Annotated in this window: 19 protein-coding genes; 7 read left to right on the forward strand and 12 right to left on the reverse strand. The window is 52.7% G+C overall.

Going from position 1 to position 26,083, the window contains the following annotated elements:
• Positions 1-44 precede the first annotated feature (44 nt).
• The gene (locus tag VK738_06150) at positions 45-3,458 is read right to left on the reverse strand and encodes a carboxypeptidase regulatory-like domain-containing protein (GenBank protein HTD22214.1); all 3,414 of its coding nucleotides are present in this window, start codon (positions 3,456-3,458) and stop codon (positions 45-47) included.
• Between the two features lie 216 nt (positions 3,459-3,674).
• Here VK738_06150 and pqqB point away from each other — a divergent pair, with 216 nt between their 5' ends.
• The 4 genes from pqqB (at position 3,675) to VK738_06170 (ending at position 7,161) form a co-directional block, all read left to right on the forward strand.
• A complete protein-coding gene (gene pqqB / locus VK738_06155; protein ID HTD22215.1) occupies positions 3,675-4,604 on the forward strand; it encodes a pyrroloquinoline quinone biosynthesis protein PqqB in 930 nt (309 codons plus the stop codon).
• A 194-nt stretch (positions 4,605-4,798) separates the two neighbouring features.
• Positions 4,799-5,746, forward strand: coding sequence for a transporter (locus tag VK738_06160; GenBank protein ID HTD22216.1), 948 nt, complete (start codon positions 4,799-4,801; stop codon positions 5,744-5,746).
• Positions 5,747-6,019: 273 nt separating this feature from the next.
• The gene (locus VK738_06165) at positions 6,020-6,760 is read left to right on the forward strand and encodes a PilZ domain-containing protein (GenBank protein HTD22217.1); all 741 of its coding nucleotides are present in this window, start codon (positions 6,020-6,022) and stop codon (positions 6,758-6,760) included.
• A gap of 11 nt (positions 6,761-6,771) precedes the next feature.
• Entirely contained in the window at positions 6,772-7,161 is a 390-nt protein-coding gene (locus tag VK738_06170; protein ID HTD22218.1) for a response regulator, read from the forward strand.
• 99 nt (positions 7,162-7,260) lie between these two features.
• On the opposite strand, the gene VK738_06175 is transcribed toward VK738_06170, so the two are convergent.
• Complete coding sequence (locus VK738_06175; protein HTD22219.1) at positions 7,261-8,028, reverse strand: hypothetical protein; 768 nt, start codon at positions 8,026-8,028, stop codon at positions 7,261-7,263.
• Positions 8,029-8,499: 471 nt separating this feature from the next.
• Between VK738_06175 and VK738_06180 the strand changes: the two genes are divergently transcribed.
• On the forward strand, positions 8,500-9,879 hold the full coding sequence (locus VK738_06180) for a sorbosone dehydrogenase family protein (GenBank protein ID HTD22220.1): 1,380 nt from the start codon (positions 8,500-8,502) through the stop codon (positions 9,877-9,879).
• Positions 9,880-9,974: 95 nt separating this feature from the next.
• Here VK738_06180 and VK738_06185 read toward each other — a convergent pair whose 3' ends face one another.
• On the reverse strand, positions 9,975-10,520 hold the full coding sequence (locus tag VK738_06185; GenBank protein HTD22221.1) for a peroxiredoxin: 546 nt from the start codon (positions 10,518-10,520) through the stop codon (positions 9,975-9,977).
• A 119-nt stretch (positions 10,521-10,639) separates the two neighbouring features.
• Positions 10,640-11,026 (reverse strand): hypothetical protein, encoded by a 387-nt coding sequence (locus VK738_06190; GenBank protein ID HTD22222.1) that lies wholly within the window; start codon positions 11,024-11,026, stop codon positions 10,640-10,642.
• 424 nt (positions 11,027-11,450) lie between these two features.
• Here VK738_06190 and VK738_06195 point away from each other — a divergent pair, with 424 nt between their 5' ends.
• On the forward strand, positions 11,451-11,576 hold the full coding sequence (locus tag VK738_06195; protein HTD22223.1) for a helix-turn-helix domain-containing protein: 126 nt from the start codon (positions 11,451-11,453) through the stop codon (positions 11,574-11,576).
• A gap of 159 nt (positions 11,577-11,735) precedes the next feature.
• Here VK738_06195 and VK738_06200 read toward each other — a convergent pair whose 3' ends face one another.
• The 8 genes from VK738_06200 to VK738_06235 all read right to left on the reverse strand — a co-directional run bounded on the left by VK738_06200 (position 11,736) and on the right by VK738_06235 (position 23,833).
• Positions 11,736-12,266 (reverse strand): GNAT family N-acetyltransferase, encoded by a 531-nt coding sequence (locus VK738_06200; protein ID HTD22224.1) that lies wholly within the window; start codon positions 12,264-12,266, stop codon positions 11,736-11,738.
• A gap of 473 nt (positions 12,267-12,739) precedes the next feature.
• The gene (locus VK738_06205) at positions 12,740-14,656 is read right to left on the reverse strand and encodes a DUF3857 domain-containing protein (GenBank protein ID HTD22225.1); all 1,917 of its coding nucleotides are present in this window, start codon (positions 14,654-14,656) and stop codon (positions 12,740-12,742) included.
• Between the two features lie 79 nt (positions 14,657-14,735).
• Positions 14,736-16,727 (reverse strand): DUF3857 domain-containing protein, encoded by a 1,992-nt coding sequence (locus VK738_06210; GenBank protein ID HTD22226.1) that lies wholly within the window; start codon positions 16,725-16,727, stop codon positions 14,736-14,738.
• Positions 16,728-17,073: 346 nt separating this feature from the next.
• Positions 17,074-17,772: a hypothetical protein gene (locus VK738_06215; GenBank protein HTD22227.1), complete on the reverse strand. Its 699-nt coding sequence runs from the start codon at positions 17,770-17,772 to the stop codon at positions 17,074-17,076.
• A gap of 818 nt (positions 17,773-18,590) precedes the next feature.
• Positions 18,591-19,577: an IS1595 family transposase gene (locus VK738_06220; protein ID HTD22228.1), complete on the reverse strand. Its 987-nt coding sequence runs from the start codon at positions 19,575-19,577 to the stop codon at positions 18,591-18,593.
• A 221-nt stretch (positions 19,578-19,798) separates the two neighbouring features.
• Positions 19,799-20,287 carry an HTH domain-containing protein gene (locus tag VK738_06225; protein HTD22229.1) on the reverse strand — a complete coding sequence of 163 codons (489 nt, stop codon included), beginning with the start codon at positions 20,285-20,287 and terminating at the stop codon, positions 19,799-19,801.
• Positions 20,288-20,872: 585 nt separating this feature from the next.
• A complete protein-coding gene (locus tag VK738_06230) occupies positions 20,873-21,127 on the reverse strand; it encodes a hypothetical protein (protein HTD22230.1) in 255 nt (84 codons plus the stop codon).
• Positions 21,128-21,394: 267 nt separating this feature from the next.
• Positions 21,395-23,833, reverse strand: a complete 2,439-nt coding sequence (locus VK738_06235; protein ID HTD22231.1) for a glycoside hydrolase family 88 protein — start codon at positions 23,831-23,833, stop codon at positions 21,395-21,397.
• 248 nt (positions 23,834-24,081) lie between these two features.
• Between VK738_06235 and VK738_06240 the strand changes: the two genes are divergently transcribed.
• Entirely contained in the window at positions 24,082-25,989 is a 1,908-nt protein-coding gene (locus VK738_06240) for a glycoside hydrolase family 97 N-terminal domain-containing protein (protein ID HTD22232.1), read from the forward strand.
• Positions 25,990-26,083: the final 94 nt, after the last annotated feature.

The following is a 26,083-nucleotide window of genomic DNA, read 5'->3' on the forward strand; positions in this document are numbered from 1 at the left end:
TGAGTTTCGCTCGGAGTCGAAGGGACATAGTTTTTCGAGACTCTTCAGAAAAGGAAGCGAAACGCAAACTGAATCTGGCGGCTGGAGAAGGCGCGCGTGCTGTTGATCAGTCCAAAGTTGGTATTGGTTGACAGGCCTGTAGCCGGATTTATGAATCCCAGATCGGTACTAGGCGCCGTGTATTGCGGATGGTTCAGAACGTTGAAAGCCTCGGTGCGAAACTGCATGGTCACGCGTTCGCAAAGCGCAAAGTTCTTGAACAGCGAGGTATCCCAGGTTCCGTAGCCAGGGCCATAAAAGTGGTTGCGGCCCAGCGTGCCAGGGCGGGTAAATCTACCGAACGTACCCATGGGAGGCAGAGCAAAGGCAAACGGCTGCGCGGAGATCCATTGCCGTGCTGGGACTCCGGGAAAAGGGGACTTGGCCTGCAGCGATCCGGTAGAAACTGGGCCAAGAATATCCGGACGCACCCCAAAGATGGAGATGTCGAAGGGTGTGCCGCTGCCGACGGAAATGATGTTGTTGAACTGCCATCCTCCCAGCGCATGATCTGCGACACCGGACCAGTTTGAGCCCCAGTGCTTTCCATGTCCGAAGGGAAGTTCATAGATGGAGCTCAACACAAATGCATGGCGCTGATCGGTGTCGGAGTTGCCTTTGTTCTGGCTGAGCACGCCGCGCCCGGCGGCGTCCAGAAAGATGGGGCTATTGTTGTTGATACTGAAGGCGCCGTTGGAGTTATCGGTAGCGTGCGACCAGGTATAGGCAAGCGTACCCTGCAAACCGAAGCGCGAATGGTGGGTGAGCAACACATGCAGGCCGTTATAGTGCGATGTTCCAGAGGCTCCGCCCACGGTGATATTCAGTCCGCGCCCAGGGAAGGCCGCGGCATTGGGCGCGAGCTGCTGGTTGGTGTAGTTAAACCAGGTCATCAAATGGTCTGCTTTGGTTCCGACATAAGCGACATTCAGCACCGTCTTTCGTCCGAGCTGCCGATCAACCTGCAGGTTCCACTCCTGGATGGATGAATTCTGGTTGTTGGGCAGAAGAGCAATCACCGAGGTGTTGGTAGGAAAAGCATCATTCACAGTAACCACAGGCTGGGGCAGCGCCTGGGTCGCCAATTGGTTGTTGTTGTTGTTCAAAGGTCCCTGCCCGGAGAGCGTGATGCGCGCGCCCGTAGCGGCGAGCAGAAAACTGGACCCGCTCCACTCCGGATTGGCGCTCAACTGGTTGCCCACGCCACCACGATCGAGAAAATAGAAAATGCCATAGCCGCCGCGCACCACGGTCTTTCCGCTTCCAGTGACGTCGTAGGCAAATCCCAGACGCGGCCCCCAGTTGTTCTTATCTGTCGCCACGAGGCTGCGCGAATTTCCACCGACACCGGCCCGCTTCAGGGTTCCGGTCGAAAGATCGAAGTTCGACCACTGATTGTTCAACTCATAGGGATTGGTGTAGAGGTCGTAACGCAGACCCAGATTGAGCGTCAACCGCGGGGTAACTCTCCACTCGTCTTGCGCAAAGTATCCCGTCTCCCAACTGCGGGTATGTACATTGTTCGGGCTGGAAACCGAGTAGTTGTCAATGAAGCCTGCCAGCAACTCTGATACCTCATAGCCGGTGAAGTCTCCGGTGCCGGGACCGATGTTGAAGAATCCTTTGCCGCGGAAGTCGGAGATAAAGTAATCCACGTCACGCCGGATAAGATTCATGCCAAAGCGAAAAGCATGCTTGCCGTGGGCCCAGGAAAGTGTATCGGCGTACTGATAGGTGGCCTGCGGCACGATGAAAGGGCCTCCATCGCCGGTAAACTCGAGTTCGGTGTTGAATCCGCCGATCAATGGGGTGCCACCCAACTGTGGCAAGCGGTTGGCGTTGGCGATACCCAGGCTTTGCGCCTGCTGAATATTGTTGAAGGGATTCAGGAAAGCGTAGAACGGCCGTGAATATCCGAAGCGGAAATAATTGTCCAGGGTGCTGCTGAAGAGGTGGCCCTCGCCGAAAGCAATCCCGCGCGGATGATTCACGTTTGCGCCGGAGCCAAAGCCCGAAGAGAGCGTGGGCAGCCTCGGGGTCACGTTGAAAACTTCCTGGCCATAGCTGTAGCGTCCGAAGAGCGCATCTTTTGCCGTCATGTTGAAGTCGAGGCGGACATCAAAATCGTTGAATTGCCGGATCTCGCGGCGCGCGTTCTTGAAGTTGTGCAGTATGCCGGGCAGGTTGGGCAAAGGATACGCGCGGAGCAGGTTGAAGCCAGCCTGGTTGATCTGGCCTGCCGGTATCACATTTCCTGGAAAGGGAGCGCAGGTCAGCGGATTGTAAATGGCCCCGTTCACCGGCACAACAGCGCCGCAACCGGTAAGAGCGGCGGGCGTCGTGGTCAATCCGGTTCCAAGCAATTCCGAGAAGTCTCCATTACGCATCTTGAGCGTAGGAACGGTAGCGAACTCGGGATTTAAAGGAAGATCCTGGCGCAGGCCCTGGTAATCGCCGAAGATAAACAGCTTGTCTTTGATCAGCGGCATGCCCAGCGTTCCGCCAAACTGGTTGCGCTTGAAGGGCTGCTTGCGCACTTTGCCGGTGATGGGGTCGGGCGTAGCAAAGTAATCGTTATTGGCGTCCAGGGCGCTGTTGCGTATGAACCAGAATGCCGATCCGTGAATGCTGTTGGTGCCCGATTTGGTCCAGCTTCGCACGATGGCTCCGCCGGCACGACCGAATTCCGCATCAGCTACAGATGTAGTTACACTGAACTCCTGAGTCGCCTCCACCGGCGTGAAGAAATTGATGGTATTCACCAGGGACTCGTTGTTGTCTAAGCCGTCGAGCATGAAGTTATTGGCCTGGGCACGCAGACCGTTCACGACGAGCGCCGCTCCGCCGGTTTCGCCGTTGCGGAAGGTCTCGACGTTGTTGTTGATGCCGCTGGCCTGATCGCCGTAATCACCGCGTGTGACGCCGGGAGTCAACAGCGCAAGCTGGGTAAAATTGCGCCCATTCAGCGGAAGATCGCTGATCTGCCAGGCGTTGACCGTCAGACCTGTCCAGGAACGCCCCGGATCGAATTCATTGGCGCAGGGACAGATTTCCTCGCCTCCGGTCTGAAGGTCAAAATCTACCTCGCGCGTCTGCGACAGATCGAGATTAAACTGGGCGCTCCGATTCTGGTAGCCGCTGGCATGAGCCATGATCTTGTAGTACCCCGGAGCTACGGCTTCAAAGTCAAATATCCCGTCAACACCAGCTGTGGCTTTTTGTACGCGGCCCGTTCCCTGATTGGTGAGGGTCACCTCGGCGCTGCTAAGAGCTCCGCCCTGTTGGTTGCGCACATAGCCGCGCACGTGCCCTGAATCTGTCTGAGCAGTAAGCATGGGCGCGAGAAGCAGTCCTATAACGGCTACCGAAAAAACTCTTGCCATTCGTCCAGTGAAGTAAGTCGTGTAGGGTCTAGACATGTATATCTCCGTTCTTCATTCCGGCTCAGCGCGAACGGCGGCCGGGGTTGAGCCTGGCTGCATCGGATCACTTGGGAGCGGTTTTATTTGGGGGAGCGCGTTCTAAGATATCATCAAATCTGGATTTTGCAGCACAAACCGTGGGGCAGTTGAAAACTCAAAACTGCAACTGGCTGCAGAGTGCTAATTCCTTCTCTCGACGGTAAACTGTTTGCCATGCACGTAAAAATTCTCGGCTCTGCTGCAGGTGGCGCCTTTCCACAATGGAACTGTGCCTGCCGCAACTGCTCTTCCCTGCGCGCGGGAACTTTCAAGGGTAAAGCCCGCAGCCAAACCCAGGTTGCTATAAGTGAAGATGGGCACTCGTGGTTCCTGCTGGGCGCCTCTCCTGATCTTCGCACCCAGATCGAAGCCACTCCCCAGTTGCATCCGCGCAGTGGCGCGCGCCAGTCGCCCATTGCCGGTGTGGTGTTGACCAATGCCGATATTGATCACGTACTCGGTTTGCTTTTGCTGCGTGAACTGCAGCCATTCTGCGTCTATACCACGCATTCCATTCGCCGCATTCTCCTCGAAGACAACAGCATGTTCGCCATGCTCAACCGCGTGCCTGACCAGGTGCAGTGGGCCGATATCGTTCCCCGGCAACCGTTCTCGCTCGACACGGTGAGAGGTATTGTTTCCGGATTGACCTGTGAGCCCATCCCTCTGAGTACGCACTATTCCGCTTATATTTCCAAAGAGCGGGCAGCGCAACTCGTTTCCAGCGAAGCGCTTCTGGGACTCATCATCGAGTCTCCGTCAGGAAAGCGACTGGCTTTTATGCCCGCCGTCCCCCAAGTGGATGACGCCCTGCTGAAGCAGCTCGACTCCACCGACCTCGTGCTCTTCGACGGCACCTTCTGGAGCGATGATGAGCTGATCCGGGTGCAAGGCAGCGGACACACCGCGCGCCAGATGGGACACATCCCTCTCTCCTCATCGCATGGCAGCCTGCACAAGCTCGCCAGCGTGTGCCGTCCGCGCAAGATTTTTCTGCACATTAACAATACAAATCCCATCCTTAATCCCACGAGTCCTCAGTACGCCGAGGCGCTCACCGCCGGCTGGCAGATCGCGGAAGATGGATGGCAGATTGAGCTGTAAAGAACTCCCACCGCAAAGGCAAGGGTGCGTGAGAACTACCGTGGAAGAGCACGGCTTTCAGGCGTGCGTTTAGTGCTTCATGATAATTTTGGGCTTTAGCTGTGGTGCATCAAGAGGTTTTGACCTTGTCCCTACCGAAACATTCCCGTAACGATCCTCTCGCTCCCTGCACAATTTAAGTGAAGTATCCCGCAATGACTCTCCAATCTTTGGCGAAAGCACTGTTATTCGTCGCGTTGCTGGCGCCGGCAACGGCAACGGCCCAGCATGTATCCCTGCCACCGGTGGATCTTGGCGATACAAGTTTCCAGGATGGCGTTGGTGGGCCGGGCGTGCTGCTGCAGGAAATACTTGACTCGTCTTATAGTGGCCGTCTCAATGGCCCTCACGGAGAAAAGCTTCCAGGCAATAACTCCATTCAAGCATCTGCTTCGGTCTCCGAGCTTGGCTATCAAACCAACAAGAAATTTTTCGGCGCTTTCTACGGGGTTGAGGCCTTGCTGCCCGTGGTTCACGCGGACGTCAAGACCGATCTCGGTGTTCGCGGGGCATCGGGTGCAATGGGCGACTTCATTTTTAGCCCACTACTGCTGCAGTGGACGGGAGGTAAGCTATTCGGCAAACCAATCAGCCATCGCTTCGACGCTGATTTTATTTTTCCCACCGGCCGGTACAGCCCTAACTCCAGTGTCAACATCGGCAGTCACCTGGTGAGTGCCAATCCCAACTATGCTTTCACGTTGTTTCTTGCGCCGCGCTTGGAAACAAGCTGGCGATTTCATTATCTTTGGAATTCAAGGAACGACGATCCTGCCCCGGTGTTCAAGGCCAGCAGCATTCAACCTGGTCAAGCCGTGCATTTGAATGCAGCGCTGTCGTACCAGGTGAATTCGCGCTTGCGGGCGGGCATTGCGGGTTACTACTTGAAGCAAATTACCGACCCCAAGGTTGATGGACGCACTGTCTTCAATGCCCGAGAGCAGGTCGGAGCAATCGGGCCGGGCCTGGTGGTATCCACCAGGCCCTTTGACCTCTATTTGCATACCTTCTTTGAGATGGGCGCGGAGAATCGGCCGCAGGGATTGAAAGTCGTTGTCCGAATCTTTAAGGTCTTTCCCTACAACTCCGCTGCAAATCACTAGATGCGTTTAAAGACTGCTACAAAATCAACAGGTACGAAAACCCCATTTGTTCCAAAATAGGAAAATTCCATTGTGGAACAAATCTCAATTCTGCTTTTAATTCTGTCTGAAAACTGGACTGCTTTCCACAATCTGCATCTTCTTCATTCGGCCGAGCTTCGTATAAACAATGCTATGACGCTGATGTATCAAGACTTACCGTACTGGTCGGCTTTGGCAACCGATGTGCTCTTACATAACCAGAAAGCGAACGTACCCAGAGGAGATAGTCCAATGAAAGAAAATGAAGTAATGCGGCTTGAAGGTGTTCTGCTCAGCCACGATGCTCAAGTGCTCTGTGTAATGAACCAGGTGCTTGATAATTTCGAGATTGAAACTGAAGTCTGCACCGAGTCTGACTCGGCGCTCGATGCCGTCTCCAGCAGAAAGCTGGATACCTTGATTGTAGATTGGAACGGCGGCGACCAACCCGCAGAGGTTTTGAGTGCGATACGCAAATCTCAGGACAACGCCAAGTCCACCGTGCTGGTGATGGTGGATGGCACCCCGGATATGCAGGCTGCAACCCGCGCCGGCGCCAACTTCATCATGCACAAGCCTATCAACTTCGAGCAGGCTACACGTTGCCTGCGTGCTGCCTACGGGACCATGCTTCAGCAGCGCCGGCGCGCGGCGCGCTATGCGGTTGATGTTCCGGTGACCCTGAATATCGTTGGCGGGGGCCAGGTGGAAGGCAAGATTACCGACCTCAGCGTTGGCGGGTTAGCGTTTTACAGCAAGCAAGCCCTGCAGGTGGGCCAACAGGTATCTTTCGGCTTCAAGCTTGCGGGATCTTCTACTCTTATCCATATAACCGGCAAAGTGGTAAACACAGACGGCAAGAACCGTGCGGGCATTTGCTTCACCTTCGTGCCTCCGAGTGAGTTCACTGTGCTGAAGCAATGGCTGTCAACCCGCATAGCCAAGCTGATGGACCAGCAGGTTTTCGCCGATTACGCCAACCGGCTGAACTAAAGGAGCGATATATGCATACCAGAGTGCTACTGATTGAAGATTCGAGGTTCCTGCGTGAAGCGTTGGAAAAATCTCTGACCAGAAAAGGATTTGAAGTTCGAATGGCGGCCGATGGTGAAGAGGGCTTAAGAATAGCGCAGGAAGAGGGAAAGTTTGATCTGATCGTGCTTGACCTCTTCCTGCCCAAGCTCACCGGGTATGACGTCTTAAGGCGCCTGCAAGAGGATTACGCAACCAACGATATTCCTGTCCTCGTGCTCAGCGGCATCGCCAAAGAGAATGAGCTCCGAGATCTGATGAACAACGGCGCTACCCAGTGCCTGGCTAAAGCAACCCTGGATCTGGCGGCGGTTGTGGCCAGCGCCGAAAGCTGTCTGCATCTGAAGCAACGCGTAGCATAGAATCAAGCCAATATCTGCCGCATCACCCAGCCGATTTCCCCGCGATAAAACAAAACAGGCCCCGAAGGGCCTGCATCAACTCGAACTGGCAACCGGAAGCTATTTAGGCTGAGCCACAACTTTGGCCTCGCGTACCTGCGATGCTGCAGCATGTTCCGGCGCAAAGCTGATCGTATCCATGCTGTGGACCAGGTCTTCTATGTCCTTGGGGTTCATGGCCATAAAGGAAAATGTGACTGCGTAATTGGGAAGCAAGGTGAAAACCAGGGTCTGATAAATGGTCGGACTTCCCGGTACGGGCTTGGACATCATATCAATCCGATAGAATTGCTTGCCTCCAAATGTATAGCTCTTGTCGGGATTATTCTTGTTTTTATCGGAGTTGCTTTTGTCATTGCTTTTATTTGCATGCAGAGTTTGGAATGCGCCCTGAGGTCCGGCAAACACATTAAGCGCCCCCTCCACGAAATCCTTCGGTGTTACGTTCGAACCTATCGTATCCACGCTAATGCTGACGTAGCGCATGTCGGACCCATTGGAAGCCGAGGGATTGGCGGTAAACAGTGTGTACATCCGTGTAGCTGCAGTACTGGAAGACTGCACCACGTTGCCGTCCCATCCCTCTGGATAATGGTACGAAAATCCGAAATAGCCGTTCACATAATGCTTTGCATTGATGGTGCCATAGTCCGGGCGGGCGTCAGTTTGCGCCGGCATAGCGGCTGTGCTGGCAGAGGCGCTCTGCGTTGTTGTTGGCTTGGGATTTTGCGGTAACGAACTAGCGTTTAGAATCTGACCTACCAAGGGCGATGCCACCAGTACGATGGCACACAGCAAAGCATTCATAACAGAACGCTGTGTGAACATGGGAAACCTCCATTGTTTAATGGGGGATAGCTTTTGGGGGGATCAGTTATTTCTGGAGGGGTATTTACAACAAGATAGTAGCCCAAACCTGGGCTGATGTCACTGTATTTTTGAATAGCAATGATAAGTATTTTTAATGCTTAGGCGACCGGCTTTTGGATGGCGCACACTTGGCCTTCCCAGAAGTGCTTGATTACAAACTGTTTATACATGAACCGAAGGGAGGCCGATGTTGGAAAAGGTGCTTGCAGTCGTTGTAAAAAAAGGAGCAGCGCTGCGAACGCGTTGCCCCCTGATTCATACTCACATTTTTACCAATGTTTAGAACGGCTCGAATATATGCGAGAAGTCCCAGGTGTTTTGCGAAACGCCGCTGCAACTGACGAAAAAACTCATTTACAATAAAGCCGTTTGTTCTTCCTTCCCATAAATCGTTTTGAAACTTGAAACTTACAATAAAAGGATCTTCCGATGAAATTCTCTCGTTTCGTTGCGCTTGTCACCATGGTTTCGATTTCATCAGGAGCGTATCTGCTTCACGCTCAGACCAAAAGCCATGCGAAGAAGAAAAAAACTCCTGCTGCGTCTGCGACCGCTCCGGCGCCAGTCATCAAAGCTCCCGTGATCACTACAGGCAAAGACGCTTTCATTGATTACACCCAGGAAAAACCAGGCGCCTACCGCAAGATTACGGTGCCAGATTTGCCGGAGCCGTTTGCAACCGAGTCTATTGATAATGGACCGAAGGTTGTACCCCGTCCTTCGGGAGCCTGGCCCCAGGCCCTGCCCGGATTCAAGGTTGAACTCTACGCTTCAGAGCTCGACAATCCACGGCTCATTCGTACCGCTCCCAACGGCGATATCTTTCTTGCTGAGAGCAATCCCGGAGTGGTGAAGATATTCCGTGGCGTGACTGCCGATGGAAAAGCTGCGGAAACGGAGGTCTTCGCCACAGGTTTCAAGAAACCTTTCGGCATCGCTTTTTACCCTCCAGGTCCCGATCCACAGTGGGTTTACATCGGTAACACCGACGCAGTTGTCCGCTATCCTTATCACAATGGAGACATCAAGGCGGCCGGCCCGAAGCAGGTCATCGTCTCTAATCTGCCCTCTGGCGGTTTTTTGCGCGGCGGAGGCCATTGGACGCGCGACATCGCTTTTTCCCAAGACGGGAAAAAGATGTATGTTTCTGTTGGTTCGCACTCGAATAAAGATGACACTGACGGAAATTCTGTCGAAAACCGCCGGGCCGACATTCTGGAATACAACCCCGATGGCTCGGGCTTCCGCATTTATGCCTATGGCATTCGCAATGCTGTCGGTATTGCCTTCCAACCTGAGACCGGCGAATTGTGGGCCTCAGTCAACGAACGCGACACCTTGGGCGATGACCTTGTTCCCGATTACATCACTCATGTTGAGGAAGGCGGATTCTACGGCTGGCCCTGGTACTACATGGGTGGACACTATGATCCCCAGCACAAAGGCAAACATCCTGAACTTCAGAGCAAAGTAATAACTCCCGATGTGCTTCTGCAACCCCACTTTGCTTCGCTGGAAATGGTTTTTTACGAAAGCAGGCAGTTCCCTGCCGAATATCACGGCGATATCTTCGCCGCGGAGCACGGCTCCTGGAACCGTCACAAGCGTTCAGGATATGAGGTGATTCGCGTACCTCTTAAGAAAGGTAAAGCTGGAGGCGAATACGAAGACTTCCTGACCGGCTTTACCACCGACGACGGCAACGTCTGGGGACGCCCCGTGGGTGTTGCTGTCGGCAATGATGGTTCATTGTTTGTCACCGACGATGGCTCCAACTCGATTTGGCGAGTCAGTTACGTAGGCAAGTAGGAGCGAAGAAAGCTCAATCATTCAGCTTACAAATAAAAGCTGACAACAAAAAAGGCAGCCCTATGTGGCTGCCTTTTTCTCTGTCTCAATATAAATTATTTGCTGGCCTGCAGTTGTTGCAGGTCTGCCAGCACTTCGTCGCTGTGCGTCGCCGGCTTGACCTCAAGATACACCTTGCGGATGGTGCCGGTCGGATCAATCAGAAAAGTATGGCGGGCTGCATAGGTTTGACCCTGATAGTCCTTCGCCGAGCCATATTTCTGCGACACCGTGTGATCGGCATCAGACAGCAGCTTGAAATTCAGGCCTTCCTTGGTGCAAAAACCTTTGTGCGAGTCCACCGTATCCACGCTTACTCCAACGATGGCGGCATTCTTCTGCTCGTATTTATCCATGTCTCTTTGGAAGTTGTGGGCCTCTAACGTACAACCGGAGGTGAAATCCTTGGGATAGAAATAAAGTACGACCCACTTGCCTTGAAACTGGTTTAATGAAACCTGTTTTCCCTCCTGAGATGACAGGGTAAAATCCGGAGCTTTAGTTCCGGCTGCCGGGGCTGCGGGCTGCTGTGACTCGTCAGCCGAGAAAGATAACACCGACGCGCACACTAGAAACAGCAGCGATACAACGAGAATCCTCATAATACCGTTCTCCTTTCGTTAGAAAGGATAAATGATTTGTCTAAACTTTGGCCAGAAACAGGCTCCGCTTATCCAATAATTTACAAACTATTTACAAAGACGCTTTTTCGCCGAATCAACTATTCATGAACGAATCGTCCCAGGTTTTCCACCAGCATCTTCATCTGATGGTAAAACTCTTTGATCCCAGGAGTATCCAGATCGAGGTCGCCACTGTGTATGTCGTTCATCAAGTCCTTTGACAGTTCCTTGGCGACGCGCATACGTTCCTCCACGACCATGGCAATGACTGAGAATGGATTTCCACCGGCCTTCTGCTCCTCCTGGATCCACTTTTGCACGGCAAACGCGGTATGCCGCGCATTGTTCATTGCTTTCCTGAATTCCACTAATACACGTACATCCACCGTTCCAGTTTTGATATCTTGCGTTAGTTGCTTCAACTCTTCACTGGTTTTCTGCAATCGGGAAGTGAGTTCTGGATTTGCACTTTTGTCATCGGGCATAGTTGTCCTCAATTGCAGCGATTGTACCCAAATTCCAGGTAAAAACTCTAAAATCCACTCGGCAGAAAGCCCTCATGTTAATAGCCATAGGTTTTGAGGCTTATTTGTCTCTTGGATTGAACAGCCACCACTCTGTAGTTACCTTCGTACCTGACCTTCGAGCGAACTTCCATGTCCCGGCGAGCCTTGGCCCCAGAAAGGAACGGTTCCCAAATCGGAATAGAGTTTGATATGCTACTAGTGAGCGAGTTGATTCGCTCGACTTCCCCCCAAGTCGCTGTAAGAACCAGAATGGCAGTAAAAAAATAGCTCGCGAGGAGTTTAAGTGCGCAAATCAAAAAAGAAGACTAGAACTAAGCGAAAGCCGGCAAGACCCAGATATTCCAAAGATGTCCTGGCCAAATTACGCAAAAAGCACCATATTATGAAATGGCGCGATATGCAGAAATTGGCCATCGATAAAGCAATGCGGGCCACCAAGGGAGACAAGCTTTTGGTAGCGGCTCTACTGGGCGTGGGGAAGACGACGATTTATCGGAAAATCTCCTAGCACTTCATCCGAAATCAATCTGTTTTGACGAAAGGGCAATTTCAGGCTTTGTCCACCGTCTTTCTCCGTTTGTATTTAAGGTGATATTCAAAACTCTTGGCTGATGTGTTCCACGTTTTGGGAGTCTGCGTCTCAGGAACCGATGCAAGGGACGTAAACCTAAATCCCCCGCAAGGGAGCTTTAGCGGGATGGCCCAAAGTCTTCACCATAGTAAAAAGCGGTGTTCCAAACAAATCATGGGGACCTTCGTTGCTGCGCTGAAAACCCAGGCCTTCATAGAGCACGATCGCGTGAGTTAAGAAAGGCGTCGTGCTCAGAAACAAACGCCTGTGGCCGTGTGCAGCAGCGAAGCTCTCGATGTATTGCAAAAGCAGTTTCCCGATTTTCAAACCTCTTGCTGTGGGAACAACCGCCATGCCACGAATGTAAAGTTGTGTGCCTTTGGACACCGCGGAAGCCGTGCCCACAATAGCGTTATCATGCAACGCAACCCAGACCGGGCCTTCGCTCATACGGGCAAGCACCTGATCACTCTTCGGAGTAGTTGCCGAAAAGCCTTCTTCCGTATAAGAAGCTCTGTACTCCAGGAACGACTCGAGCAGGACTGCCGCAATCAAGGCAGCATCTTCTGCAACAGCCTGGCGTATCTCTACGCCCGGATGTTTTGATCTCGTCTTCCGCTTGTGCATATCCCAATTCTAGAGCGTTTCCAGCATGGCTATGCCCTTTCGGTGGGATCACGTGTCAGGGTACGGATTTACAGGTTGCGGAAAAAGTCCCTCGTGTGTGAAGACATGTGTCGGGGCACGACTTTAGAGGTTGCGGAGAAACTCAATTCTCGTGAAGTCTTTCGGAGGGGCACAGCTTTAGCTGTGCCGGAAGTCGTTGGGAAATAACACTTCCTTGCTGCCGTAGGCATGCGCGCAGCCGGGTGAGCTTTTGGTGAGTGCTGTCTCGCACGAACCAAAAGCGAGGGCAAAGCCCTCAGATGAAAAGCGGAGCGCCCCAGAAAAACGTTTTTCCGCAGCCTCTTTAGTTGTGCCGCTAAGCTGCCAAAAATGAACAACTCCACTCTGCCGAAGGCATGGCGTAGCGAAGCTGAGCGCTAGAAAAAGTTTTACACCAACCCTGAAGACGCTCTAAAGTAAAGACCTGAATATCTTCAGTTGGCTGCCTTGCGCAGCACGGCGCTCTGCCGTTCATCGGAATTGATCTGGTGCAAGAAATCGCGGAATGCATCCAGCTTCTCTGCAGGCACAGCTACGTCCTTAATCTCGTACGTGCGCTTGTAGTGCAGCGTATTGCCGTTGACTTCGACCACGCTGGAGTAATATCCGTAATCGCATTTGGCCTCGACCGGCTGCGGCAGCTCGTCCACAACGTAGCCCGGCGGAAGCGTAATCTCGAAATCATCGGTCTGCAGGGAGGGATCGCGTAACTCCACCGGGTAAAGGCGTTTCTTGTCTTTTTCTTTTCCCAGTGCCCCGCCTTTTTGCCCGAGTACGCGTGGGCGTACTAATAATAGATTACCCGAAGAGCGTGCGTAGTTTTCTGCAACGAAGTTATACTTCAACGTCAATGCAAGATTGTACTGATCAAGGTTCCCCACAGATGCCGATTTGATGGAAAAATTGTTCACTGAATTGCCGACGATATTTTCCACTACTTTTGCGCGCTCTGCCGGTTGCACCGCTTGAAACTCTGCGCGACGGGAAGCCGCCTCCCCTCCCGAGCGGACCTCGTCCACGTCTCCCGAAAGCATCCCCGTAGGACTCAGCGTAAATTTCGCTGAACGAGTTAGACGGCTGGCAGAAGGCGCCAGCAAAGGCGTGTGCACCAATTCGCCTCCCTCCGGTGCCGCTACAAGTCCATAGCTATCCTGAAGGTAGTAAGGCAGATAGCCAAAAGGCGTATACGAACTTGTGGGATCAAAAAACAAAAGACGGCCCAGTTTGGGGTGTTGGACAATTGCGTACAAGTTGGCGCTGGGAACGCTTTCCGGCAACCGAATGGCCAAGATAGCATGATTGCCAGCAATAGAAGGGGTCTCGGGGACAACAATGCCTCGTTGAGTATCCACGATAACGTAGTAGGACTCAACGCCGATTTCATGCATCATGGTGCTCAACAGCGTCACCTTGTCCTTGCAATCCCCATAGCGGTTACGGAAGACTGCATCGGCAGAATGCGGTTGAAGACCGCCAATGCCAATCTGGATCTCGACGTAGCGTATATCATGCTGCATAAAAGACGCCAAAGCCTGCATCTTGTCGAGTAGCGTTGGAGCATTCGAGGTTAACTCTGCCACCTTTTTTTGAATCTCCGGAGTGGGTTGTCGGCGATCAGCGGTAAGCTGCGCATACCACAGCCCAATATCACGCCACGATCCGCTGCTCTTGGCGCGCAATGCAGAATCGCGCGGATAATATTTCACCGTCAGACGCCCGGCAACGGCCAGCCACGATGGCATATCGTCTTCGTGCTCAACCGCCGGCAGATTCTCCGTCTCCCATACGTACTGAGTGGGCCCATCGGGCTGGGGCTTGACCTCCGCATAGTTGGACCAGTATGTAGCCATTTCCCAACCAGCAGGAAGGTTTAGCGTGAGACGGCTATGGCGCACCGGAATTTGATGTTGTAGCTGCCAGATATCCTCGAATACGTACGGCCGCTCCTTCTGCACGAACTCGTAACCGACAATGCTTCCAGGTTCAACCGCTGGAAGCTGCAAACCTTTGCGACGTTCGTCACTATAGAGATCTTCAGTCCATCCACTTTCGATGGCGTCCTTTTCATTCACCTGATACTCGGGCCCGGTCGGCGGGATGGCCCAGGCTTTCAGATATGAGAGCTTGGTCTCGCTATCAAAATTGACTACGACTGTGCCGTATTCGTCGCGCGCCTCCGGGCGCAGGATTTTATAGGCACGCCGGTACAGCGTCTCGATTTCACCGTTGTCCTTGACCGTGGTGTTGCGTTCATCCAGCAGGATGACCGCAACCGTCTCGGGCGGATACGCGGGCAGGGTCTGCCGTGCCGCTTCGTGCATCCAGTCGGGAGCTTTGTCAGCCGCCTTCATCGGCGATGGCAATCCCAAAACGAGCAAAGCAAGGCACATTGCGGCCCAAACTGCCGAACGCTCGCTTTTGCGCAAGAAACTACTTTTTCTGGGCAGCCTGTGCCGTCGTGAGGACGAGCTGTGACTCATCGTCGCTTTTGACCTGACTGAAAAAACTCCGTAGTGCCCCATAGTACTTCACCTCGAACAGAATTTGCTTTACATCCAGGCGACGATCAATATGTACGATGGATCCTTGCGGTGTAGCAGCCAGGCTGTAGTCAATGACCGCTGCTTCTGGCGTCTTTACCGCAGGCGGCGCCGTCTCGATGCTATACCCGTCGGGGATATGCAGAATGATCTCATCGTGCTCCGTGTAAGGATAGTGGAAGTATATGACGTTCACCCGCTGGGCGGATTCGAACGCCTGGGCCTCGGGCGAGCGGAACACCGTGACCGGGGCCAGGATGCGGCGCCCCGTGGTCGCGCCGAAGCCGGTCATGCGAATCTTTCCTTCGATATGCAGCGGGGCATTGTTATTGTCCCAACCGGTGGTCTCGGTTATTTCAAAAGAGGCCTCAGAAGGTAACCACTCGCGGACCAGATCTGTCATGTCCTTTTTCTTGCCGGCATCGTCGTCTTCATGTTCCTCTTGCCGGCGCATACAGGCAGACGCGTCAAAATAGTCAACGATGATCTTGCCCGAAAGATTGCCGTCTGCGTCGAGCCCGATGTCAGCCTTGCGTTCGCGCCTCGCATCATTAGCATCGGGAACGGTTGTGGTGATGGTATCACCACCCTGCTTATTCAGCCGTATGCCTCTGACCCCGGTCTCTGACCATGGCAACAGGCCGTAAGGATAGAATGGGTCTCCTGGATCAAGATAAACGTCTTTATTTTCCAGTTTTACCCAAACGAGGTCGTCGTCAATTTCTGATGGGTCCTCCATCTGTTCGTGAAAGAAGTTGTTACTGCGAGGGGCCACATACACCGTGGTGGCCTCAAAGCCAGCCGTCCGCGCCAGACCAATAAAGAGAAAGTTGATCTGGCGGCCGGTTCCGTAGCCGTGCTTCAGCACATCTTCGACGTTGTCGTTCTTTTTGAGGTTCTCGACCTTGATTTCTTTTTCGGTCTTTTCAACGTCATAGAGAGTGTTCCGTATCTTCTGAACACGAGCGTAAATCTTCCGCAGTTTCGTCTCTGTAGAATCGTTTGGAGAAATAATCTGGCCTAGCTCTGATTCCAGCGCACCCTTGCGGTTGATGTAGTGTTCAAATTCGTCGTTCCATTTCTTGCCCATGCGCTTCCAGTAATGGTCCGGGGGCTCATTGCTGGGTTCATCCGATTGACGGTAAAAAAATTCCAGGCGGGCCTCCAGGACCGGCCGCGGGAGCATGTATTTCTCATCATCAATCCCCGGCATATCATGCAGCTCCATCATATAGGAGCCATCTGATTGTCTTTTGGGCTCGGTTTTGTGAGGAGTGTTGTACCGCCAGTACAACTGGTAATCAATATCCCGCTTGGAAGGATGGAAAGCGAATTTGGCATAGCGGGTGAAAAGATCTTTTTGCAGGATCCAAACGGGTTCCACCAGGTATTCCCGGTCGTGTTGCTCACGATACTTGTATTCAATAATGCAACCCGGTTGTACCTCGGGCAGACTGAAGGCCTTTACCAGAAATTTTATACCGCCTGTCTTGAGTACCTCTTTTTCATACACTTTGCCGTCAAAGTTCACGATGCTGCCGTCGGGGCGAATCGTGCGCGCACGCACATCGTGGATATCATATCCACCTTCCCCCCTTTTGATGAAGGGGATTTCGACATCTCCCGCCTTCTTCCCTGCTTCCGTGAAAATCTTGATGCGAACGTATTCGGAAACACTCGCCTCGGTGGTGTCCACGTTGCTTTCCCGGTAGAGGATCATGGCGTGCGCGCCTGGACTGGCTGGATTGTCTTTGAGTGCCAGGTCTTCTTTTGCAATTGGCTGCCAGTCCTCCGCCAATGCCGCGGGCAAAAAACCCGCTATCGCCACGGCAAGTCCAAAACACATGGTTGCAACGCTACCCAAACCCAAGACACGCTTCACGATATCTTCTCCTCTTTAAGGTGTATGCTGGCTGCCACGACAGAGTTGCGATTGGTGTGCCTATGTATATATGTCAGTTTTGCGAAAAAACTTTCAACGATTCACCAAACTGATGTTCTCTGCACGGCAGAATCTTCTCGGCATTACTCCGCCGGTTTCCACTTTCATTTGAACGCAGGGACGGCCCCAAAAATGTAGATGAAAGCTAAAGATACTCGCGCTGACGAGGGTCGTCAATGCCCTTTTCGAGTCGTTTTTTGGCGTGGAGCGCGAGCCTTAGAAAGATCCAGGCGGCGTGAACTCACGCCGCCTTTCTCCTTCTCCCTTGAATCCGTCAGGCTGGTTGTTAAAAGCCCGGGTCTCCCATATCCAGGGTCCTGCTGGTGCGAACAACCTCCCAGTTTCCGTGCAGGCTTTGTTTGATCGTGATCCGGCACTCATCGCCCCTTGGGGTAACGTCTTGCTCCTGGATCTTTTCCAGGCGGCCATTTTCGACCCTGTAGACGTCCTCACCGGCGCAGCGGCCCTTGAAGAATGAGGCGCGTATCTCTTCAGTCTCATGGTTCAAAACAATCCTGCTGGATTTCACCTGCGCCAAATCGTCGGTGAGAGCATTGGTGACGAAGCGTCCGGAGGATGGATCAAAGACGTAGTAATCGCGGCGCATCCACTTCGCGCCCGCGTCTCTTAGGACTGCAATATCCAAATACCCGTCGAAGTTTACATCTGTCATCTCAAAAAAGCTGCACAGACTGTCATCCCATATGCTGTTTACGTCAATGCTCTGCAGCAGAGAGCCGGCCTGCGAAATTTCTATTGTGCCCACATGGTGGAGCGTGGCTGTCTCCGCCGTAACCGGGTCTTCAATCAGCCGAATTTGGTAAACCGGTAGCTTCGGGCCCACCTGAACCATGAAGCTCGCAGTGCCCTTGGAGCACTGTGGTGCGTTCTGGGTGAAGTCTTCTGCCGTGAAAATCTTACCCTTCTGTGCCTGGACCGCTGACGCCAAAAACATTGCAACTGCAAGAACCAGAATCCGCCGCATTTTTTCTCTCCCGTGCCTCGCCAACTCGAGGCTTTCTGCTTGCCTTCGTCGCTGGCGGGCACTCCGAGAGAGTGCAGTCCTAAAACCACAATCTAATTCATTGATTCTGAAAGGCTTGCCTGCTAAGAGCCAGAACCTGAACGTGTCAGCCATTAAACACCCGTGGGAGAAATCATACAAAACACAGCGTGAGCGCGAAAGCGCTGGCAGTCCCAGCCTCACCCAAAAGTGATATCACTTTGCTGAGTTTTCAGGAATTGCAGGTACCATTCTCCTAGAGCATTCCAGAATGCTTGGCTTGGTTCTGGGGCTTTATCTTTCGGAAAATGCATGGCTCAGTGTCGTGCAGGGTTGCTCTTTGACAAAACGAATATCGTTCCAGTGTGCGTGGGGTTCCAAGGTGCTCCAAGATGTACGCTTCTGCCATGCTTCCAAGCGCCGGAACCGGGGTGGGGTGGCGCGGCGGAGAGTTTAGCCCACCACGAAGTGGTGGGTAAGCGTGAAAAAGAGAGCGAGCCCGGGAGGGGTGGCACCCACTCGGCTACGTTCCGCAGGTCATGACGGTTTGAAAAACTTTGGAGCTTGGAACTGCGAGGCTGTTTCACTACCCAGAGTTCCAGAGTTAACTGATCAGTATCTATCTGGCAGCCGGGGACTTATCTCTTTTCATTACTCTTCGTCCTCTCGTATGTACCTGAATTGGAATGACTTAACTCGACGGAGACTACTTTAAGTAAGGCAATAATATCTCTGAGTCACCAAACTAACCAGACTTTACTTTCGGGCCGCGTTTCACCCGACCCAGACACAGAATGGCTCTAGAACGGCTCTGCTGCCACCACTGGAAGATGCTCCTTCCCGGTTAGCTCTTTGTATGTAACCCGCTTACCTGCTATTTGCGCCAAAGCCTTGCTAAACCGTTCGCCGTCGTGAATGGGTTTCTCTCGCCGTGAGCGATTGTTGAAACGAAATGATTGCTCCCCAAGGTATCGGAATAAGTGAAACGGCTCTACGCTCACATAGGTTCCACTGATACTTCGCTTGAGCAAAGACCAGAAGTTTTCCAGACCATTCGTGGACACGCGACCATCCACATACGCGACGGCATGGTCTACGACTTTGTGAGCGTATTCGGCATCCAATCCGCGATAGGAACCTAGGGCATCGGTATAGAGAGCGGTTTCAGCAGCAACGTGCTTCTTGACTAATCTGTGAATGCGCGGCTTCATGGTATCAACAATAACTTCGCATCGTACATCGCCACCGCGTTCTAAAACTCCCCACACAACTTGCTTTCCCGATATGCCTCTCCCGGTGATACGGCGCTTGCGAACATCCATGTGCATGTTCCGCGCCTTGCCACCTATGAAAGTTTCGTCTGCCTCAACTTCTTTCCCCTCGCCACCCAGTTTCACAATGGAGCCATCCTGCATTGAAAGCCGAATGCGGTGCATCATAAACCAAGCGGTTTTTTGCGTCACTCCGATTGCACGATGGATTTCCCAAGATGAAACTCCATTCTTGCAGCTCGTGACCAGCCACATTGCTAGCAACCATTTATTCAAGGGGATGGGAGATTTCTCGAAGATCGTGCCGAGTTTCGCTGAGAACTGTCGCCAGCACTCAGCACACTTCCAGCGCCGTTTTGTCTTGAGGTAATAATGCTTCTTGTGACCGCACGCAGGGCACGTTACGCCATCGGGCCAGCGCATCTTAGCCACGGCATCAATACAGTTTTGTTCGTCACTGAAATGCAGGATTGCTTCCTGTAATGTCTTGGGGGATAATTCATTCGTAGTTGGCATCGCGGCTCACTCCGTGTGCTGATTAGCCCCGCTGTAAGTTGACGCTTACAACGGGGCGCTGTTTTTGGTTAGGGTGGGAAGAAAAAAGTTTTCTTTCCTTTTGGTGGCGACTTGTTTAGAATCAAAAAGAACCTCAGGCACTTCATTGTGCTTACCTTTCTTCCGCTAGAAGAGATTTGGTTCACTGGGCCGAATCGGATGCAACCGATTTCGGCCCTTGCCTATTCTTGGGACGGTTTTTCCTTCTTAGCCTCTTTGCTGTCGTCAGCACCTTCGTCCTCATCCTTAGTGATTCCGGGCCAGCTCGAAATGCCCCATGTGTTCTTAGCCGCCCTGCCAAATTCCTTGCTGCGGTTCAGGATGGTGTAGAAGTTCTGCTTCTTGTCTTTCGGGGTTTTGCCACCGAGTTTAAGGCCGCCCTTCACAACCCCTTCCATGATTTCCTCAGTAGTTAAAGGATGGCCCACAAGCTCCAAAAGCGCCTTTGCCGCTTCAGTCTGCGTTCTGCCGAAGAACTGAAAATTGCGGACTAGGGAAGGAATATCGCCAGTAGAAGATTTTGCCTTTCCGCTCGGCTGCTCCGAGTCACCCGTAAGGACAGCACCGGGCGCTAACCCAAGTTCCTTTTCCCACTCAGCAATCATTGCTTGGTAGGTCTCGATCCGTTTCTTGTATTCAGAGATCATTCGCTGAATGACATCTCGCTCCATAATCCACCTCCGATTGCCTAATAGTAAGCGCGGCGACGTGCCATGTCAATAGCTTTGCCTAGAAAATTTATAGGCACTTTAGGCACATACATGCAGAAATCCGCCGTGCCTAAATAAATTCTAGATTTTTATGGTAAAGTGACTAGTTTTTGATGTACTCTAAATACGGCCATTGCACGACTTGTTTTTGCTGCCGGTGCTTACAGTTCAACCTTCTAGCGGAACGCAAAGGCGACGAGAGAGTTCGGGCGGTGGACTATCAAACTGAGGTTAGCAAAATGGCTTCAACTGGACTTTATGGGCCTCACCAGCTCAACCAACAAAATATCAACCAATACCTTGCCGGGAAAGGGCCGGGTGTTTACGTGCTCGATAGCACAACGGATGGTAACTTCAAAGTGGATTATGTGGGAAGGTCAGATGATGACCTTCCAGGCAGGCTGAAAAAGTGGATTGGCGAGGGGTACGCCTATTTCAAATACGGGTATTACAAAACGATGAAAGCCGCGTTTGAGAAAGAGTGCCAAATCTATCACGACTTCGATCCGCCGGATAACATCATTCATCCAGACGCACCGAATGGAACTAATTATGTTTGTCCTGTGAGTGGGTGTGCGAGGGCGTGGAATCGGTAGCTAAAGTATCTCCGCATAAATAGCGGAGAACATCAGCAAGGGCAACCATGTACCCGTAGTGCCAGTAAATTTTCTCTTTTGTTCCGGCGTGGACGTGCAACTGTTCTTCAAAACATCCACGCCCATTTTTTTCTAACCAGTCGTGCAGTCCCTTGGCGCGGCGCTCTATCAGTTCCAAGTCGGCAGTCGTGTCGGTTTTATTCATGTTTTAGGGTTCCCTAGTCTCTCAATGACTGCTGTTCTTAGCAAATTACTTCGGTAACACTCCAGAAACAGGATGCGCCCGATTCTTTTGTTTGGTGCCTCAGGTATATTTATGCCTTAAGTAATGGGGTGGGGGGCGACCCATTTTTGGCTACAGCCGCACGTTACTAGAAAATCAATAGCCCCCGCAAAACCCTTCGCTCTAGCCAGACTGAGTGATGTTCCTATTTAGGAATGGACAGCAGGCGCGTCTCGCACACGGAGACACTCACTTTGCCGTTTTTACCTCTGCGGGCGCTCCGGACCTGAACACACTGGTTGTAGTAATGATGACAGCAGACGCCGGATGCTCCAGCCGTGCGCTTTGCTCTTTCACCATCCTGGTGAAATCTTCGAGCGTGCTGATTCGTTCGGTCTCTTCCTGGTCCCACGCGGCCAGCACATACCATCGCGCGACCTTGTCCTTGACCGCGACTTTTGCGAGGAAGTTGTTGGCATCGGTATTGATCTTGCAATCCTTGGGCGTCCCCGGAGCCAGCAGTGCGAGGCCGAGGTTCTGGTCAGGCAGAGATTCTGTCTTTCCCGTACCCGGCTCTACGACCTGATGCCCCCAGATGGCGATGGAGCACGATGGCTCCACCGAAAATTCATTCAGGTCTGGCTTACGCGAAAGCCCAGCCACTAGCGTTTTTCCCTCTGGATTGCTCAGTGTCACGCGCTCCCCGAAGCCGCGCTCTCCGGCCCACTGCGTTACCCGGGTGGTCAGGTCAGTCGAGCGGTCGCCGATCTTCCATCCTTTATATGTAAATTCAACGATCGCCCGCACCGGCCCCGTACTGATGATGCGCCACTGGCGGTCGGTGACATCGGCCACTCTGACCACATTGCCATCCACCCACGCTCCGACCGAGCCAGAACCCAGGGAAGGGCCCACGTTGTAGATATCGCGCGCGATCGGCGATTCTTCCTGATACTTGTAGCCCTCAGCGCCAAACATCTCCAGATCAAGACCACGTTTTTTCTTGCCCCAAAGGTCCATGGCATTGCGTTTGTCAAAATAAAGCCGCCAGGCAGTCACCTCTGACTCCCAGCCCATGCCGTCATAGTGCCGGGTGAACTTGGCATGGGTCCGCTTGGGATAATCACTCTTCATGTGGGCAATCGTCTCCGGATTGCCATAGGAAATCGTCACCACTCGTGTCTGCTTGGGTTGCAGATCAACCTGGAAAGCAAGCTCATCGGGCTTGCCATCGCCATCGGTGTCATCCGCCTGCGAGGGCAGTTCTGTGAATTGCACTGCGACAGCGTCTTCATCGAGCGTTGCCGCGTTGCTCGCAGTGACCATGGCGGCGGAAGCATCGAAGTCGGGAACCTGCTTTTTTACCGCGGCTACATTAATGACAATATCTTCCGCAGGATGTGGCTCGTCGGTTGAATTCGTTACCGCCATTTTGATGACCTTGCTTCGCGGCGCCTTGGTTTCCATGGATGAAGCCGAGGTCAGGAACTGCTCATTCATGATGAGAAATGCACCCAAACCATGGAAGTCGTTTACGTTTCTCTTTCGTGCGAAGTAGTAGGCAAGATCTGCGACGTTGGTACCCTCGCAAATGTCCGCTATATTGGCCAGCCCATCGTCGCCGAAGCTAAGCTTGGTGAGCACACCGTTGTATCCCTTTTGGGCTACATCTTCGTAGCTTTTATCCACATAACCCCTGCGCACCGCCATCGAGATAATGTAGGTGTACATGCTGGAGCTTGATGTCTCCAGCCAGTTGCCGTCTACCGAGCCTTTATCCACCACCTGGTACCAGAGGCCGGTCTTGCTGTCCTGATATTTCGCCAGACCTTTAATAAGGTCTTGCAGCACGGCGATCAGTTCGGCCCTCTTGGGATGATCTGCCGGCAAAACTTCCAGAACATCAATAATTGCCATCCCGTACCATCCCATGGCGCGGCACCAGAACTCGGCCGAGTGGTGCGTTTTTAGATCGGCCCATGTCGAGGCTCCGCTCTCATCGTAAGCGTGGTAGAGCAGGCCGGTGTTGGGGTCTTTCAAATGGCTGGCATCAATCAGCAGTTGCTTGACGGCCTCATCGTTGGCATATTTGCTGTCTCCAAACATCTGCCCATAGCGAACAAGAAATGGCATGGACATATATGTTCCATCCAGCCATAACTGTGATTTGCGGCTTTCGCCGGTCGCATGCCAGAAGCCGCCCTCTGAAGTCCTGGGATAGGTATCAAATCTCTTTCTGATTTTTTCGGCGGCAACTCTATATTTTTCGTCGTGGGTCTCCTGGTACAGCACCAGCAGCAGGTTTCCTGGCAACATGTAATCCAGGGCATCCAGAGTGTGGTCAATATCGCCTCCGTTACTCACATGCGAATCCACCCAAGTCTTTATGTATTGAAGGTAGCGGGGGTCCCCGGTCCTCTTCCACACTAAATATTCGCCAAACAGATACAACGCCTTGGCATATCCCCAGCTACCCAGATCGGGATTGCGCTTCATCGTGGCCTCAACCACGGCCTTCGACCAGTCAACTTTCGGCTCAAGTTTGAATTGCCGTTGGCCGTCGGGGGAAATCGCCGTTTGTTTGTCGCCGGTAGTTTGTGCGCCTGCAGGCAAGACGGCAGCCGTTTGTGCAATGACAGTAGCTATGGTCAGCACCGCTGCGGCGATACTCCTGTTCCAAGATCTCATTAAAGACCCCGTAAAATACCTCATAAGAGTTTTCATCTCTCCAGTAAGAAATCCGGCTGATACCGTAGCAGTCTTGATCAGGTTCTTCAAGTCAATCGGTGTTGATCTGCGTTCATCACGGCGAAAAATATCTTTACATTTCAGAATATGAAACCAGCTATGCTGAAAAGGGTTGCTGGAATAATCTAACTGAGGCCAGCGAGAATTGGTATGGTGGAGAAAACAAATTAGGGGAGACCAGGTTAAAAATGAAACTTACAAAATTAAGCGGACTGGCATCTGGCATGGCTGTTGTTCTTCTGTGCCTATGCCTGGCGGTTCCTGCTTTTTCAGCAAGTGATGTCACGGTCGGCAGTCCTAACGGAAACGTACAAATCAAAATTTTTGTCACAGAAAAGACTGGTTTGAGCTACGAGCTCACTTTCAAGAAACAGCCCGTCATTCAAGCTTCTCCCCTGGGGATTGTCGTGGATAACGTAAACCTCGGCCAGGGCGTCGCCATCAAACACACAGAACGTTACAACATAAAAGAAAGTTATCCCTCGCGCGGCGTTCATTCTGTGGCCAACGATCATTGCAACGGCGCAAAAATCTCTATCAATCACCCGAACAGCAAGACTACCTACACCGTGGATGTCCGCGCCTACGATGATGGCGTTGCCTTCCGCTATGTCGTCCCCGGAGAAAAACTCACGCGCACCCCGGATGAAGCTACGGTTTTTACCATCCCGGATGGCAGTACAGTCTGGTATCACGGTTTTACCGGCCACTATGAAGGCATTCACAACAAGGAAGACATCTCGAAAGTTACCGCTGGCGATTGGGCCGCTGTGCCTCTGACCTTCAAACTGCCCAACAACCTTGGTTACGCTTCCATAACGGAAGGTGCTCTGATGAATTACAGCGGCATGGGACTCGAGGCCGATGGCCATCGTGCCTTCGATGCCCGCTTAGGCAACGCCGAGCCGCCCTCTTACCCATTCACTCTGAGGTTTGGTGACGCCGAAGCAAAACGCCTTTCAGTTCCGGCCACGATCACCGGGACTATTACCACTCCCTGGCGGATCGTGATGGTCGGCGCCGACCTGAACACGCTGGTGAATTGCGACATTGTGAATAACGTTTCACCGCCGCCCGATCCCAGGCTCTTTCCCGATGGACTCAACACCTACTGGGTCAGACCTGGCCGCGCGGTTTGGAAGTATCTTGATGGCGGTGACAGCACTTTGGACGGCATGAAGGAGTTCTCCAAAGAAGCCGGAGATCTAGGCTTTGAATACAACGTCATTGAGGGCTTTTGGCAGAAATGGAATGACGATCAATTGCGTGAGCTTGTGGAATACTCAGACGGGCATAACGTCAAACTATTCGTATGGAAATTCAGCAAGGAGCTACATGATCCGAGACAGCGCCGTGAGTTCTTCCGCCACCTTCATGACCTTGGCATTGCCGGAGCGAAAATAGATTTCTTCGACCATGAAGCCAAAGAAGTAGTTGACCTATATCAGGCCATACTCAAGGATGCAGCCGAGTTCCAGATCATGGTTGTATTTCACGGGGCCAACAAACCTACGGGCGAGTCGCGCACCTGGCCCAATGAAGTGACTCGCGAGGCTGTGTTCGGATTTGAGCACAAATCCAATCCCACGTGGGCGCAGCATACCACAACGCTTCCCTTCACCCGTCTGCTCGCCGGACCGGCTGATTTCACTCCTATGCTCTTCGGCGACCGCCGCAAGGAAACCTCATGGCCGAACCAGATTGCCAGCGCGGTTATTCTGACCTCTCCGCTGCTGACCTTCGCTGCCAATCCCAAGAGCATCGTGGAAAATCCCGGGGTTGATCTGATCAAAAGCATTCCCAGCACCTGGGACCAGACCATTGTGCTGCCGGTATCGGAAATCGGCGGAATTGCTGCCTTCGCGCGGCGCAAAAATGACACATGGTTTCTGGCTGTCATGAACGGCGAAACCCCGAAGACAATTCATGTGAACCTCTCGTTTCTCGCTGAAGGTCCGCATCCGGCAATGCTTATCCGCGACCAGCAAGACAACCCGGCCGCAGAAAAAACTGAAAACACCGTTCTCAGCCCCTCCGATTCACTCACGATAGATTTACGGGCCGGCGGCGGTTTTATAGGCAGGTTCTTAAAGTGACTTCCTGCTCCAGGAAAATTATTGTAAAGAAAAGTTTACTGTAAAGAATTGTTAATCAGCGCTTTGAGCCGCAACCTCAGGGTTATAGTTGCGT

The sequence above is a fragment of the Terriglobales bacterium genome (assembly GCA_035487355.1).
In the GTDB taxonomy this organism is placed as follows: Bacteria; Acidobacteriota; Terriglobia; order Terriglobales; family Acidobacteriaceae; genus QIAW01.